Origin of the sequence: Hydrogenophaga sp. (assembly GCF_051860785.1) — a bacterium.
Lineage (GTDB): Bacteria > Pseudomonadota > Gammaproteobacteria > Burkholderiales > Burkholderiaceae_C > Hydrogenophaga.
Window position 1 is genome coordinate 110145 of the sequence record NZ_JBIMLB010000004.1, and the last position, 14542, is coordinate 124686.

Genomic DNA, 14542 nt, shown 5'->3' on the forward strand with positions numbered 1-14542 from the left:
GTGTTCACAAAGTATCCGGATCGGCCGGCAGTTCGATGAGCCGGCCCTGCGCGTTGATGAAGGCCAGGCGCACCGATTCGCCCGGCCGCGCTGCGGCCATGGCTGCGCGGTAGCGCTGCATCTGCGCCAGCAGTTCGGGTTGGCGTTCGGGATGCGCGGCGCTCTTGTAGTCCAGCACCCACCAGTCGCCACTTTCGCGTCGGCGCACGAGTCGATCCAGCCGCCACAGCGTGCCCTGGTGAAACAGTTCGACTTCATTGCCCCAGTGGTCGAGCTGATCCGCATCCCAGGCCCAGGCGGCCTCGCCCGCGACGATGCGTCTGGCCATGTTCAGGGCATCGCGTGCCTGTGTTGCATCCAGCTCGAACTCACGCGCCACCGCCTGCGTGTGACCGGTGTTCCAGTCGAAGTGGCCGACGGGTGTGGGTCGCCATTGCAGCAAGCGGTGCAGCGCAAGCCCGAAGCGGTTGGCTGCGTCATCGACGGGTGGGGCGATGGGCGTCGGCGGCTCGGCAGGCTTCGCGGTCAAAAGGGGCAAGCCAGGCAGTGTCGCGAGCGAAGCAGCCGCCTCGCGCATGAGGCCTGGCGCCACAGGCCCGGCCGCGGCTTCGGCGCTGGCCAGGGGCGCAAGCCGCTGGTACCAGGTGAGTGCGGCGCCCCGCTGATGCGGCTCGAAACTGGAGACCACCAGGCGCGATTCCGCGCGCGTGATCGCCACGTACAGCGCGTTGAGCTCTTCCAGCGAGCGCGCCTGCTGTTCGATGACCAGCGCGTCGGCGGCACACGCGGGTGGATTCTTCTCGCTGGCCAGAAACACGAAGCGGCGCGGCACGGCGCTCTCACCCGGCCAGTCCACCAGCACGCCCATGCTTTCGGGCCTTGAGCCGCCGGTGTCGGTGTCGAGCAGCAGCACGGTGTCCGCCTCCAGGCCCTTGGCGCCGTGGATGGTGAGCAGCCGCACAGCGCCTGGCGTGTGCACGGGCGTGGCCCGGATACCGCCCGCCTTGAGGGCGCGCACCAGCCGGTACGGCGTGAGGAACCGTCCACCTTCATGGGCGAGCGATTGGGCCAGCAGATCGCGCAACTGTGCGAGCACCGCGGGCCGCTGCGAAGCCGGAACGCTCTGGGCAAAATGCGCGAGCAAGTCGCCGTGGTCGTAGATGGCGGAGAGTGCGTCGTGCGGCGGCAGCTCGTTGACCCACTGCCGATAGAGCGCGAGGCGCTGCGCCGCGTCGTGCAGCCGCGCGGCCTGGTGGTCGTCTTGCGCCAGACCGCGCTGTTCAACACTCGTCAGGCCGCCGAAGCGTTGCAGCACATTCCACCAGGACGGCCTCGCCATCGCTGCGCCATCGGCGCCGCGCGGCGGCGTCCATTGCAACCGCAGGCGGGCCAACTGCGCCAGGTCGTCATCGCTGCAAAGGAACAGCGGAGACTTCAGCGCGCGCGCCAAGCTCAGGTCGTGCCCGGTCGACACCAGGGCGTCGAGCAACGCCATCACGTCCTGCACGGCTGGCGCATCGCCCAGCTCCAGCTTCTCAGGCTGTTCGCTGGCGATGCCGCGTTCGCGCAGGGCCTCGAACATCCAGGCCAGCCGCTCGCGCCGGCGCGACAGCACCATGATGTCGTCTGGCGCCAGACGACCCGAGGCGATCTCTGCGGCCACCCAGTCGGCCGCCTGACGGGCTTCGAGCGCGGACATGGTGTCTTCCGGCAGCACGCGTGGTGTGACCAGGCTGTCTCGCCATTCACCCACATCGCCTTCTCCCTCGTCGCGCTCGCGCACGCTGCGCGGCAGCTGTGGCAGGCAGAGCACGGCGCCCTCGAACATGCTTTCGGTGGTGTGGGCACGGAAGTCGCTGCCGTATTCGCCGGCCTGCACGGCGGCGGTCATGGCCTCGTTGAGCACGCTCACTACGGCAAGGGCACAGCGGCGTGTGTGATCGCAACTGAGCAACGCCCCCGCAAGCCCTTCCACCACAAAGGCCTGGGCAGCCCTGAACACCTGCGGCTCCGCGCGTCGGAAGCGGTAGATGGATTGTTTGGGATCCCCCACCAGGAACACGCAGGGCGCCTCGCCCGAGCCGGCGCCTGCATAGGCAGACAGCCAGCCGTAGAGCGTCTGCCACTGCAGCGGGTTGGTGTCCTGGAACTCGTCGATGAGCACGTGGCGCACGCGCGCGTCCAGCCGCTGCTGCAGCCAGCCGGAGAGTTCGGCGTCGCCCAGCAGACGCCGCGCGGCGCCTTCCACGTCGTTCATGTCGACCCAGCCGCGTTCGCGCTTGAGCTCGGCAAAGCTGGCCAGCAGCACGCGCGACAGGCGTGCCATGCGCTGGTGATGTTGCCAGGCTGCGTGTTGTGCATCGGCAGCCTGTGTGCGCAGTGCCAGCTCCTGTGCGGTGCGCACGGCCTCGATGCCGACGATCTTCTCGCCGAACTTTCGTGCTTCGCCCTTCTGGGTGAGCAAGGCGTCCAGCGCCCGATCTGCATCCGCTTCGTCAAGCGCCCTGGCCAGTTCCACGCCCTTGGCCGCGAAGGTCACCGCACTGGCGCGGGCCAGCGCCTGCGCCGCCTCGCGCAGCAAGGTGGCAGCCCGTGCGTCGCGCACCAGCCACTGCACAGGATCTTCGAATCCCGCGAACTCAGGGAACTGCTCGGTCACGGATTCCACCGACGCGTCGACCACACCTGCCGCATCGGCCAGCGCGAATTCCACGCGCTTCTGCAGGGCCTTCTTCAGGGCGTTGGCGGTTTGCGAGCGTCCGTGCTGCGCCACGCTGTCCATGAAATCCTGCCGGTCCGGCGGGCTGGCGGCGAGCGCTGCGTAGAAGCGCGGCCAGACCTGGGCCACGGCCTTCTCGTCGTCTTCCAGCAGCTCGTACTGCACCGGCAACTGCAGTTCCTGCAACACGCTCAGCGGCGCGCCTCGCAACAAGGCAGCAAACCAGCCGTGGAAAGTGCGAACCTGCACGGGACGGCCCTGCGCCGCAACACGGGTGTGCAGGCCGCGTGCCTCGCTGGCTCGTCGCAACGCGTCGCCTTCGCTCAAGCCGCGCGCGCGCAGTTCGGCGGTAAGTTGCTCGTCCGACAGGTGGGTCCAGCGGCGAAGCTCGGCGTCCAGCCGGTCGCGCATTTCACCGGCGGCCTTGCGCGTAAACGTGATGGCCAGGATGTCCTGTGCCGCACAGCCGTCGAGCAAGGCGCGCAGGATGCGCGAGACCAGCATCCAGGTCTTGCCCGCGCCCGCGCATGCCTCCACCGCCACACTGCGCATGGGGTCGCAGGCCAGCGCATAGAACGCTTCGCGGCTGGCGTGTGTGCCGTTGATGCGGTAGGCGGCCGCCTTCATGCGGTCTCCCAGAAGTCCTTGCGGCACAGGCCGCGCGCTGCACAGTGGTCGCAGACCCGGCCCTCCCCCAGCGCCGGCATGGGCACGCCGGCGGCTACGCGCGCCAGGTCGTGCACCAGGCCCTCGCGCAGCCGTTCGCGGGCCATCAGCACCTCCGGCTGTTCGATCAGCCGTGTCGGCGCATCCTTGGCACTGTCGCCGCGCTTGTCGGTGATGCTGAGGTAGGCCGCGCGCAGGTTCTCGTCGGGAAGCAGCGCGGCGTAGAAAGCGAGCTGGGTGTCTTCCAGGGGCTGCTTCACACGGGCCTGCGTCTTGTCGCGGGCTTCGGTCTTGTAGTCGATCACAAAGGGAATTGGCCCTTCGGGGCTTTCCTGGTGATCGATGCGGTCGAGCTTGCCGAACAGGGCCCAGGGCCCGGCGCTGGCCCTGAGTTCGGCCTCGGCCTCGACGAATCGCGGCCCCGGCCTGTCGCCACTGGCCTCGAAATCGGCAAGCCAGTCCAGATAACCTTCGCGCATCGCCGGCCACACGGCCTGGTAGGGCAGGAAACCTGCGCCGCCCTCGCCCGCGTTCAAACCCATGTGGGCAGCCGTTTCATCGGCCAGGCGATCCAGCGCCACGCGATCCACATCGCGCCCGGGGCGCGCGTCGCCGCGCTGTTCATGAAAGGCACGCAACACCGCGTGCAGCCAGTTGCCCATGTCGCGCTGATCGGGCTCGGCCTCGAGTTCCGCCGCCTCCACCAGCCGCAACTGGCGCAAAGCGAAGAATCGGTAGGGGCAGTCGCGCAGATCCTGGTAGGCGCTGGCGGAAAGGGATTCGGGCAGCACGTCGCGCGCGGAAGGGCGCGGACGGGGTGGTACCTGTTCCATCAAGGGCCGCCGTTCGCGGGGATCGGCCGCAGGCGGTAACTCCAGCGCCTGCACCCACGCACTGGGGAGCACCGCCTCGCCCCGCTCCTGCGTGCGCCACAGCACATCCAGCTCGGGCAATGCCAGCGTGGCCTGCCAGGCGGCGAGCGCGGCCTGGGCCGTCGCGTCCCGTGAAGGCAGACCCAGCAAGGTCCGCTGCACGGCGGTCCAGTCGCCGGGCGGCTCCGGGCTGGTGTTGAGGTGCATTTCATCGCAACCCGGCACCACCGTGGCCGCAAAGGCCCGCCCGAGCAACTGGGCCATGGGCAGAACCACCACGGAAGATTCGCCCTCGCTGCGCGGCGTGAAGCTCGCGCCTTCGAGCACCTCGCGCACCCACGCTGTGAACGCCGCCAGCGACAGCCGCGCGCCGCCTCGGGTGCGCGCACCGGGTGCGTCGAAGGCCTCCGTCAACGCAGTGAGCTCGTTCGCTGCCCCCTCACCTAGCCGCAATACCCTCAATATCTGCTGGCCCGCCGCGTCGACCTCAAACCGCCCCCATTGGCCCACTGCGCGCAGACCCTCGGCCACATCGGCCAGCCAGCTAGCCAGTGGACGGCCCGCCTGCAGACTCTCCAGCAAAGGCGCAAGACCCTCAGGCAAGGTCGGCGCCATTCGCCGGCTGCCCAGCGCGCCCTTCCAGCGCGAGATGCCCAGTTCGCGAGCAAGCTGCTCCAGGGACTGCACGGCGGCGTCGGGCCAGTGCCCGGCCTGCTTGAGAAAGTCCAGCACGTCGTCCATCGAGGCACGAGCATCGGCCGCGCGCAACAGGCTCATGAGGACAGCGGCGGCGTGGGTGGTGGAGAGTTTCCAGCCGGTCTCGTCGCGCACCGAAAGACCGGCGCCATTCAACATGGCACTGACGCGGCGCGTCAGCAGACGGTCGTTGGCCACCAGACCCACCGGTGCGCGGCCGGCATTGACCTGCGCGATCACACAGGCGGCTGCGCGCTGGGCTTCGTCCTCGGCGTCGCCGCAGGCATGCACGCGCACGGCCAGTGAAACCGGGGGGGACGTCTCGAAGGGCAGCACCAGAGCCCGCGGCCCCCAATGCGAAGCCAGCGCCTCGGCCAGCGGGTCCTGCTGGAAACCCTGCAGCAACACCAGCAGGTCCGCGTCGGCGCCGGGCCCAGCAGGCTCGCCCCACAACACGTCGGTGGGGTAAGAAGAAGTGCTGGCCCAGGTGAGCGCCAGAGAGGCCAGCAGACCTTCCCACTGGAGTGCCTGCAGGTTCGGCGCCAGATCCTGGCGCAGGCTTTCGGCCCAGGAAAGGCGGCGTGCAGGCGTCACGGCCGCTGCCAGCGGCACCAGTTGCCTGGCGGATTCCACCAGGCGCGAGACCATGGCGGCGCGCAAGGCCGCGTCGCCCCGCAAGGGCGCCACCCGATCAATGAACGCCGCCGCCACCAGGCTGTCGCGCGCCATGTCCATGCCCAGGTCGCCAGGACCCGGCGCAAACGGCTGAAGGACCGTGGCCCAGTTTCGGCTGGACTCGAACCGTGGGGCAAAACCACTGGGGTGGACGGCGGCCCAGGCGCGGCGGCCCGCTTCCATGAGCTGCGCGTAGGGCACCATGACCACGGTGCGGCGAGCCTCCACGCCGCGTTCCTGCAGCGCCGCGTCGATGCGCTGCACGAGCTGCGACCACCCTCGCGCAGCGGGATGCGCGGCCCCTGGCGGCGGGTCCTCCCGGGATGGGCTTGCTGGCGTCATGAAATAGGGGTTTCTGTCACAATGGTGCGGATCGTGCGCTCAGGGGGTGCTCCGTCACCGTTTTCCCTCTCTGGCATGTGCTCAAACTGTAACCTCCCCGTTCAACGCTTTTTAGGATGAATCATGGCCAGCGACCTGATCAAACACGTTTCCGATGCAAGCTTCCAGGCCGATGTGCTGGAAGCCAAGGCGCCGGTGCTGGTGGACTTCTGGGCCGAGTGGTGTGGTCCCTGCAAGATGATCGCGCCCATCCTGGATGAAGTGGCCGGCTCCTACGACGGCAAGCTCAAGATCGCCAAGCTCAACGTGGACGACAACCGCGACGTGCCCGCCAAGTTCGGCATTCGGGGCATTCCCACGCTCATGCTCTTCAAGGACGGCCAGCTGGCCGCCACCAAGGTGGGCGCCTTGAGCAAGGCACAGCTCACCGCTTTCCTCGACCAGCAACTGGCCTGAAGGCCCATCCACTGCGGCCCGGGTGCAACGCCCGGGCCTCGTTTCACTTCCTCCCCCTGCTTTTCCTGTCATAATTTGCGCCAGCAGGCCTGACAGACGCCCGCTCTCCATCTCGCGCACCGTCCGCCACCCGGACGCCAGCGCCCCTCCCCCGCTACTGACTCAACTCCCTCCCGGAGTGAATTCCATGCACCTCAACGAACTCAAGGCACTGCACGTGTCTGAAGTCCTCAAGCAGGCCGAAGCGCTCGAAATCGAGAATACCGGCCGCATGCGCAAACAGGAACTGATGTTTGCCATCATCAAGAAGCGCGCCAAGGGCGGAGAACTGGTGAATGCCGACGGCGTGCTTGAAGTGCTGCCCGACGGTTTCGGCTTCCTGCGTGCACCCGATACGAGCTACACGGCCAGCACCGACGACATCTACATCTCGCCCAGCCAGATCCGCCGCTTCAACCTGCACACCGGCGACATGATCGAAGGCGAGGTTCGGATCCCGAAGGACGGCGAACGCTACTTCGCGCTCAACAAGCTCGACAAGATCAACGGCCTGCCCCCCGAGGACAACAAGCACAAGATCATGTTCGAGAACCTGACGCCGCTGTTCCCCAAGGAGCAGATGCGCCTGGAACGCGACATCAAGAGCGACGAGAACATCACCGGCCGTGTCATCGACATCATTTCGCCCATCGGCCGGGGCCAGCGTGCCCTGATCGTCGCCCCGCCCAAGAGCGGCAAGACGGTGATGATGCAGCACATCTGCCACGCGATCACCGCCAACCACCCCGATGTGGAACTCATGGTGCTGCTGGTTGACGAGCGCCCCGAGGAAGTGACCGAGATGCAGCGCACCGTGCGCGGTGAGGTCATTGCTTCCACCTTCGACGAGCCTGCCGCCCGCCACGTGCATGTGGCCGAGATGGTGATCGAGCGCGCGAAGCGCCTGGTCGAGCTCAAGAAGGACGTCGTGATCATGCTCGACTCCATCACCCGCCTGGCACGCGCCTACAACAACGTGCTGCCATCCAGCGGCAAAGTGCTCACCGGCGGCGTGGATGCCAACGCCCTGCAGCGGCCCAAGCGTTTCTTTGGCGCGGCCCGCAAGATCGAGGAAGGTGGCTCGCTCACCATCATCGCCACGGCGCTGGTCGACACCGGCAGCCGTATGGACGAAGTGATCTTTGAGGAATTCAAAGGCACTGGCAACTGCGAAATCCACCTGGACCGCCGCCTGTACGAAAAGCGCGTGTTTCCCTCCATCCAGCTCAACCGCAGCGGCACCCGCCGCGAGGAACTGCTGCTGCAGCCCGAAATCCTGCAGAAGACCCGCATCCTGCGCCAGTTCATGTACAACATGGACGAAATCGAGGCCATGGAAATGGTGCTCAAGAGCATGAAGTCGACCAAGAACAACTCCGAGTTCTTCGACATGATGCGGCGCGGGGGCTGACGGCCCGTTTCCTGCTAGAATCGCAGGCTTTGCACATTGCGAGAAGTACGGGGAAATGGTTTCCCTGCGGCTGCCGCACCTGACCTGAAGGAACCGCCATGAAAGAAGGCATTCACCCCAACTACCGCGAGATCTGCTTCCAGGACCTCTCCAATGGCTTCAAATTCGTGACCCGCTCCTGCGCGAACACGAAAGAGACGATCAAGATGGAAGACGGCCGCGAGCTGCCGCTGTACAAGCTGGATACTTCCAGCGAATCGCACCCGTTCTACACCGGCACGCAGAAGAGCGTGGACAACATGGGTGGCCGCGTGGAGCGCTTCCGCAACCGCTACGGCAAGACCACCGCCGCCAAGTGATTGGTGTGCACGGGCTTCTTCAGTGAAGTCCCCAGAGAAAGCAGCCCCATGTCGGCTGCTTTTTTTTGCCTTGTAATATCCCCGCAGTGAACCAACCCACTCCCGCCATCGTCAGCCAGTCGGCCGTTCGGCGCCTGCCACGGCTGGCGCTGCTGCTGTTTTGTGTGGCCTATGTGCTGCCCGGTTTCCTGGGTCGCGAGCCATGGAAGAACCACGATGTATCGGCGTTCGGCGTCATGCTGGAGATGGCGGCAGGTCACAGCGGCTGGTGGTCCCCGCAGGTCCTGGGAATGGCGGTCGACGAGGCCGGTCCGCTGCCCTACTGGCTGGGTGCGGCCTTCATCCGCCTGCTCCCGTTCTTTTCCCCCGAATTCGCGGTTCGTATCCCGTTTGCGCTGCTGCTGGCGTTGACCCTGACCTGCACCTGGTACACGGTCTACCACCTCGCACGCCAACCGGCAGCTCAGCCGGTGGCCTTCGCCTTTGGGGGCGAGGCCAATCCCACCGACTACGCGCGCGCGCTGGCCGATGCAGGACTGCTCGCGCTGGTGGCTTGCCTGGGCCTGGCGCAGCTTTCACACGAGACCACCCCCGATCTGGCACGGCTGGCCCAGGTGTCGCTGCTGCTGTTCTCTGCTGCCCGCCTCGCCCATGCCGGCGCCCGTCAGCCCTGGCGAACGGTCTTCACCTGGAGCCTGGGGGCCCTTTCGCTCGTGTTCAGTGGCGCCCCCTGGATCGCTGCCATCCTGGGCGGCGGGCTGTTGTTCGTGCTGTGGGCGGCGCGTCGGGGCGGTTCCTCGACCGCGCCGGAGACCGACTGGCTGCTGGAAGCACCCAAGAGCGTTCGCGATCCACTTTTGTGGTGCGCGGTGGCGCTGGCATTGGTGCTGACCACCGCCTTGCTCACCGGGCAGCTTGCCACTCCCGATCTGCCGATACCGCTCGATCAGGTGCAGTGGCGCAACTGGGGCAAGCTGTTGATCTGGTTCACCTGGCCTGCATGGCCCCTGGCGTTGTGGACGCTGTGGCGCTGGCGCCATCAGTTGCTGCGGCCTCACGTGGCCTTGCCACTGTGGGCGGTGCTGGTGAGTGCGGCGCACAGTGCATTCGCCGACGAGCGCGACCGTGCTCTGCTCCTCGCATTGCCGGCGATGGCTGCGCTGGCGGCCTTTGCACTGCCCACCTTGAGGCGCAGCGTCTCGGCGCTGGTCGACTGGTTCACCCTGCTCTTCTTCTCGGGCTGTGCACTGGTGATCTGGGTGATCTGGTTCGCCATGCAGACGGGCGTGCCCGCCAAGCCAGCGGCCAATGTGGCCAAGCTGGCACCCGGCTTTGTGCCCGAGTTCTCCTTCCTGCTGTTCGCCTTGGGTGCCCTGGCCACGGGAGCCTGGGTGTGGCTGGTGGTATGGCGGGTGGGCAAGCACCGCCAGGCCATCTGGAAAAGCCTCATCCTGCCGGCGGCGGGCAGCACGCTGTGCTGGCTGCTGCTGATGACGCTGTGGCTTCCTTTGCTGGACTTCGGTCGCAGCTACGGCCCGATCTCTCGTGGCGTGGCCGGATTGGTGGATCGCAAGCAGTGTGTGCTTGCCGATGGCCTGACTCAGGCGCAGACCGCTGCATTGCAGTACCACGGTGAGCTCAAGCTGGTGCGCACGGAATCAGACTTGGGCGTAACCTGCCGCAGCCTGGTCGTCTCACCAGACAGTCAACCCACGCTGGACAACCGCGTGGATCTCACGCAGTGGGCCTTCAAGGCGACCGTGCGGCGCCTGACGGACAGCAAGGAAAGCCTTCTGGTCTATCAACGCGTCAGCCGGTAGATCGCCTCACCCGGTCACACGCTCACGAACTCTGGATGAGGGAAGTGCAATCACGAAAGTGGACCCCTCGCCCAGCGCGCTGTGCACTTCGATGCGCCCGCCGTGCCGCTGGGCCACATGCTTGACGATAGCCAGACCGAGGCCGGTTCCGCCGGTTTCACGGGAACGGCTGCGGTCCACCCGATAGAAGCGTTCGGTGAGCCTCGGCAGATGCTCCGCTGCAATGCCAGGCCCAGTGTCAGTGACGAAGAACTCCACCCAGCCGTCTTCCCGCATGCGCCAGCCAGCACGGATCTGACCGCCGCCAGGGGTGTAACGCACGGCATTGCTCAGCAGATTGGACATGGCACTGAGCAGTTCGGTCTTCGCGCCCGAAATCCAGAGATCGGGGCCCGGCACGGGTTGCACGTCGTGAGGCGTCTGCGCGATGGCTTGCGTGAGGCCTCGTGCTTCCTGCATGACATGGGCCAGCAGTTCCTCGCTGTCAATCCATTCACCTTGGCCCGGGGAGGGGCTGCCCTCCAGACGAGACAGTGTGAGCAGATCGCTCACCAGTGTCTGCATCCGCTGGGCCTGCTGGCTCATGAGGTCGAGGTAGCGTGAGCGGTCGGCTTCTTCGAGGGGAATGGTCTGCATGGTTTCGACGAAGCCGCTGAGCACCGTCAGCGGCGTTCGGATCTCATGTGAGACGTTGGCCACGAAGTCGCGCCGCATGGTCTCGGCCAGTTGCACCGCGGTCACGTCGCGCGTGATCATGAGCTTGCGTTTCTTGCCGTAGGGGTGGATCTGCAGGGATATCTTGGTCGGTTGCGAAGGCCTCGGGCCAGGCCCGTCGATCTGGATTTCATGACCAAAGTCCCCGCCTCCCAGGTAGGCCGTGAACGCCGGGTTGCGCACCAGATTGCGCACGTACTGGCCAAGGTCGCGTTGCGGCTCGAACCCCAGGTGATTCGCCGCAGTCAGGTTGGACCATTCGATACGACCTGATGCATCCAGAAGAACCACCCCATTGGGCGAGGCCTGGATGGCCGCCAGGAAGTCTTCCAGCCGCGCGTCGCTGTTTTGCGCCTTCTTCTCAAGCTTCTTGATGAGTTTGCGGCAGCGGTCGACCAGTTCGCCCCAGGTACCACCGATGCGGGGGGCGCGCGAGCCATCCGCCTTGGTGAGCCATCGCAGCACACGCCGCGCACGCAGACCGTCCAGGAATGACCAGGCGAGAGCGCCACCCAGTGCCCCGCCGAGCGTCCACCCGGCGGAATCTTGCGTCCACCCCAGAACCGCTCCCAGCGCCACCAGGAGCAGCAGTTCGATGGCCCGACGGGTCATGCCGCGGGAATCGTGGCGCCTTGAGCCGGTTTCCCGGTGTTGTTCATCGCGGTCAGGCGGTAACCGGCACCGCGCACGGTCTCGACCATGCCGGATGCCTCACCCAGTGATTCCCTCAATCGCTTGACATGCACGTCCACGGTACGCTCCTCGATGAAAACATGGTCTCCCCAGACCTTGTCGAGCAGCGTACCACGGGTGTGCACCCGCTCCGCGTGCTTCATGAGGTAGTGCAACAGCTTGAATTCGGTCGGTCCGACCTTGAGTTCTGTACCCCGGAAGGTGACCCGGTAGGTACCCGCATCGAGAGCGAGTTCGCCCACCTGCACGGAGTCGTTTACCACCTCGGGCGCACGGCGGCGCAGCACGGCACGGATGCGTGCAAGCAACTCCTGGGTGGAAAACGGCTTGGTGATGTAGTCGTCCGCACCCGCGTCGAGTCCCTGCACCTTGTCGGACTCGTCGCTTCGCGCGGTCAACATGAGGATGGGGATGGTCTTGGTGCGCTCGTTCTTTCGCCATTGGCGCGCCAGCGATGCACCGCTCTCACCAGGCAACATCCAGTCGAGCAGGATCACGTCGGGCAATACAGCATCCACCTCACGCTGTGCGGCGACGCCATCGAACACCACCGTCGGCGCAAAACCGTTGTGTCGCAGATTGACAGCGATCAGTTCAGCGATGGAAGGTTCGTCCTCGACGACAAGGACGCGAGGCAGCTTTCTCATCCGACCACCGACTCCACCTGCGCCACCGAGGTATGACGCACATCCTCGCCTTTGACGATGAAGATGATCTGCTCGGCAATGTTCTTGGCATGGTCGCCCACACGCTCGATCGACTTGGCCAGGAACAGCAAGTCCAGGCTGGGCGAAATGGTGCGGGGATCTTCCATCATGTAGGTGATGAGCTTGCGCAGGAAACCGTTGTACTCCGTATCGATCTCGTTGTCGCCCTTGATGATGGCCACGGCCATCGTGGTGTCCAGGCGGGCAAACGAGTCCAGTGTCTTGCGCAGCAGTGCGGCGGCGAGGTCGGCGGCCATGCGCAGTTCGGAGATGGGCAGGTTGCGCGGCGTTCCGTTGGCAATGATGGATTTCACCATGCGCGCGATGCGGGCGACCTCGTCTCCGGCCCGCTCGAGATTCTGCGTGGTGCGAGAGATGGCCATGAGGAATCTCAGATCGCGCGCAGTGGGTTGGCGCCGGCCAATGGTGGAGATGATCTCGTGGTCGATCTGCAATTCCATCTGGTTGATGCGATTCTCGTTCTCAATCACCTGCTCGGCCGATTCCAGACTCATGTGCACCAGGGCGTAGACCGCCTGGTGAAGCTGCGATTCCACCAGGCCACCCATCTCGAGCACTTGGGTGGAAATCGAGTTGAGTTCGGCGTCGAACTGGCTGGAGATGTGTTTTTCGCTCATGAAATGCCTCTCGTGTTGACCGGAATCAGCCGAAGCGTCCGGTGATGTAATCTTCCGTCTCGGTCTTGTTGGGCTTGAAGAATATCTGCTCGGTGGCACCGAATTCGATCAGTTCACCCAGGTACATGTAGGCGGTGTAATCGCTGCAGCGCGCGGCCTGCTGCATGTTGTGGGTGACGATGGCGATGGTGTAGTCCTGCTTGAGCTCATGAACCAGCTCCTCCACCTTGCCGGTGGAGATCGGGTCGAGAGCGGAAGTGGGCTCGTCGAGCAGCAGCACCGAAGGTTTCACCGCCACACTGCGTGCGATGCACAGGCGCTGTTGCTGGCCTCCGGACAGCGACAGGCCACTCTGGTGCAGCTTGTCCTTGACCTCTTTCCAAAGAGCCGCTTTGGACAACGCCCACTCCACACGTTCTTCCATGTCGCTCTTGTCGAGATTCTCGTAGAGCTTCACGCCGAAGGCGATGTTGTCGTAGATGGACATGGGAAACGGGGTGGGCTTCTGGAACACCATGCCGATGCGCGCGCGCAGCAGGTTGATGTCCTGCTTGGCATCCAGGATGTCCTGCCCGTAAAACAGGATCTGCCCCTCCGCACGCTGCCCTGGGTACAGGCTGTACATGCGGTTGAGTGTGCGAAGCAAGGTCGATTTTCCGCAACCGGAAGGACCGATGAATGCAGTGACCTTGCGTTCCTCGATATTCATGTTGACATTCTTGAGACCCTGAAATTTTCCATAAAAGAAACTGAGGTTGCGCAGTTCAAGCGCGTTGCGCGTGGCGGGCTTCTCAGCGGGCTTGGTGGCGACGTCGGGCATGGTCATGTCCATGGCAGTGGTGTTTTCAGGTTTGTTGATGGAGTGAGGATCAGCTCGGCGACTTTTCCCGAAGGAACACACGCGCCACGATGTTGAGCACCAGCACAGAAAGGGTGATAAGCAACGCACCGCCCCAGGCCAACCTGATCCAGTTGTCGTACGGACTCAGTGCGAACTGGAAAATCACCACTGGCAGGTTGGCCATGGGCGCGCCCATGTCGGTGCTGAAGAACTGGTTGTTCAATGCGGTGAACAGCAGCGGCGCGGTTTCGCCACTGATGCGGGCCACCGCCAGCAGCAGGCCGGTCATCACGCCGCTTCGGGCCGCTCGCAGCGTGACCATGGTGGCCACCTTCCAGCGGGGTGCGCCAAGGGCGAAGGCCGCCTCGCGCAGACTGCCTGGCACCAGGCGAAGCATGTTTTCGGTGGTGCGCACCACCACCGGCACTGCAATCAGCGACAGCGCCAGACTGCCCGCCCACCCGGAGAAATTCCCGACGGTGGCGACTGCGATGGCGTAGACGAACAGGCCCAGGACGATCGAGGGCGCCGACAGCATGATGTCTGTGACGAAACGCGTGAGTTCAGCCGTCTTGCTGCGGTCACCGTACTCGGCGAGGTAAACGCCGGCCAGCACGCCGATGGGTGTGGAGACCAGCACCGAGAAGCCCACCATCATCAGGCTGCCCACGATGGCATTGGCCAGACCACCGCCTTCGCTGCCTGGCGCGGGGGTGGACTGGGTGAACATGTTCCAGTCAAGCGCCTTGAAGCCGTTGGTGAACAGCACGCTCAGGATCCAGAGCAGCACCACGAGGCCGAGCACCATGGCGCCCATGGACAGCGTGAGCCCGATGGCGTTGGAGCGCTGGCGTTTCTTGTAAAGGGATTGATTGAATTCCATGGAAATTGACC

Annotated in this window: 11 protein-coding genes; 4 read left to right on the forward strand and 7 right to left on the reverse strand. The window is 65.3% G+C overall.

The window, feature by feature from the left end:
• Positions 1-4: 4 nt before the first annotated feature.
• Complete coding sequence (locus ACTIF6_RS07530) at positions 5-3346, reverse strand: UvrD-helicase domain-containing protein (RefSeq protein ID WP_439587348.1); 3342 nt, start codon at positions 3344-3346, stop codon at positions 5-7.
• Entirely contained in the window at positions 3343-5970 is a 2628-nt protein-coding gene (locus ACTIF6_RS07535) for a PD-(D/E)XK nuclease family protein (RefSeq protein ID WP_439587349.1), read from the reverse strand. Before ACTIF6_RS07535 ends, ACTIF6_RS07530 begins: the two co-directional genes overlap by 4 nt.
• Positions 5971-6093: 123 nt before the next feature.
• On the opposite strand from ACTIF6_RS07535, the gene trxA reads away from it, so the two are divergent.
• The 4 genes from trxA (at position 6094) to ACTIF6_RS07555 (ending at position 10055) form a co-directional block, all read left to right on the forward strand.
• Positions 6094-6426 (forward strand): thioredoxin TrxA, encoded by a 333-nt coding sequence (gene trxA / locus ACTIF6_RS07540; protein ID WP_086123884.1) that lies wholly within the window; start codon positions 6094-6096, stop codon positions 6424-6426.
• 187 nt (positions 6427-6613) lie between these two features.
• Positions 6614-7876, forward strand: coding sequence for a transcription termination factor Rho (rho, locus tag ACTIF6_RS07545; protein WP_439587350.1), 1263 nt, complete (start codon positions 6614-6616; stop codon positions 7874-7876).
• 98 nt (positions 7877-7974) lie between these two features.
• A complete protein-coding gene (locus ACTIF6_RS07550; protein WP_439587351.1) occupies positions 7975-8235 on the forward strand; it encodes a type B 50S ribosomal protein L31 in 261 nt (86 codons plus the stop codon).
• A gap of 86 nt (positions 8236-8321) precedes the next feature.
• A complete protein-coding gene (locus tag ACTIF6_RS07555) occupies positions 8322-10055 on the forward strand; it encodes a hypothetical protein (RefSeq protein WP_439587352.1) in 1734 nt (577 codons plus the stop codon).
• Between the two features lie 6 nt (positions 10056-10061).
• On the opposite strand, the gene phoR is transcribed toward ACTIF6_RS07555, so the two are convergent.
• Genes phoR through pstA form a run of 5 tightly spaced genes read right to left on the reverse strand, consistent with a single transcriptional unit; the run spans position 10062 to position 14531 of the window.
• Positions 10062-11381: a phosphate regulon sensor histidine kinase PhoR gene (gene phoR, locus ACTIF6_RS07560; RefSeq protein WP_439587353.1), complete on the reverse strand. Its 1320-nt coding sequence runs from the start codon at positions 11379-11381 to the stop codon at positions 10062-10064.
• Positions 11378-12109 (reverse strand): phosphate regulon transcriptional regulator PhoB, encoded by a 732-nt coding sequence (phoB, locus tag ACTIF6_RS07565; protein ID WP_439587354.1) that lies wholly within the window; start codon positions 12107-12109, stop codon positions 11378-11380. The genes phoR and phoB overlap by 4 nt, the downstream gene beginning before the upstream one ends.
• Positions 12106-12807 carry a phosphate signaling complex protein PhoU gene (phoU, locus tag ACTIF6_RS07570; RefSeq protein WP_439587355.1) on the reverse strand — a complete coding sequence of 234 codons (702 nt, stop codon included), beginning with the start codon at positions 12805-12807 and terminating at the stop codon, positions 12106-12108. The genes phoB and phoU overlap by 4 nt, the downstream gene beginning before the upstream one ends.
• Before the next feature lie 25 nt (positions 12808-12832).
• Positions 12833-13627 (reverse strand): phosphate ABC transporter ATP-binding protein PstB, encoded by a 795-nt coding sequence (pstB, locus tag ACTIF6_RS07575; RefSeq protein WP_439587356.1) that lies wholly within the window; start codon positions 13625-13627, stop codon positions 12833-12835.
• A 49-nt stretch (positions 13628-13676) separates the two neighbouring features.
• Entirely contained in the window at positions 13677-14531 is an 855-nt protein-coding gene (pstA, locus tag ACTIF6_RS07580) for a phosphate ABC transporter permease PstA (RefSeq protein ID WP_439587357.1), read from the reverse strand.
• Between the last annotated feature and the right edge of the window lie 11 nt (positions 14532-14542).

Coding starts and splice junctions, on each gene's coding strand:
- ACTIF6_RS07550 (WP_439587351.1), top strand. CDS start 7,975: ATGAAAGAAGGCATTCACCCCAACTACCGCGAGATCTGCTTCCAGGAC.
- trxA (WP_086123884.1), top strand. CDS start 6,094: ATGGCCAGCGACCTGATCAAACACGTTTCCGATGCAAGCTTCCAGGCC.
- ACTIF6_RS07535 (WP_439587349.1), bottom strand. CDS start 5,970: ATGACGCCAGCAAGCCCATCCCGGGAGGACCCGCCGCCAGGGGCCGCG.
- phoU (WP_439587355.1), bottom strand. CDS start 12,807: ATGAGCGAAAAACACATCTCCAGCCAGTTCGACGCCGAACTCAACTCG.
- rho (WP_439587350.1), top strand. CDS start 6,614: ATGCACCTCAACGAACTCAAGGCACTGCACGTGTCTGAAGTCCTCAAG.
- phoR (WP_439587353.1), bottom strand. CDS start 11,381: ATGACCCGTCGGGCCATCGAACTGCTGCTCCTGGTGGCGCTGGGAGCG.
- phoB (WP_439587354.1), bottom strand. CDS start 12,109: ATGAGAAAGCTGCCTCGCGTCCTTGTCGTCGAGGACGAACCTTCCATC.
- pstB (WP_439587356.1), bottom strand. CDS start 13,627: ATGCCCGACGTCGCCACCAAGCCCGCTGAGAAGCCCGCCACGCGCAAC.
- ACTIF6_RS07530 (WP_439587348.1), bottom strand. CDS start 3,346: ATGAAGGCGGCCGCCTACCGCATCAACGGCACACACGCCAGCCGCGAA.
- pstA (WP_439587357.1), bottom strand. CDS start 14,531: ATGGAATTCAATCAATCCCTTTACAAGAAACGCCAGCGCTCCAACGCC.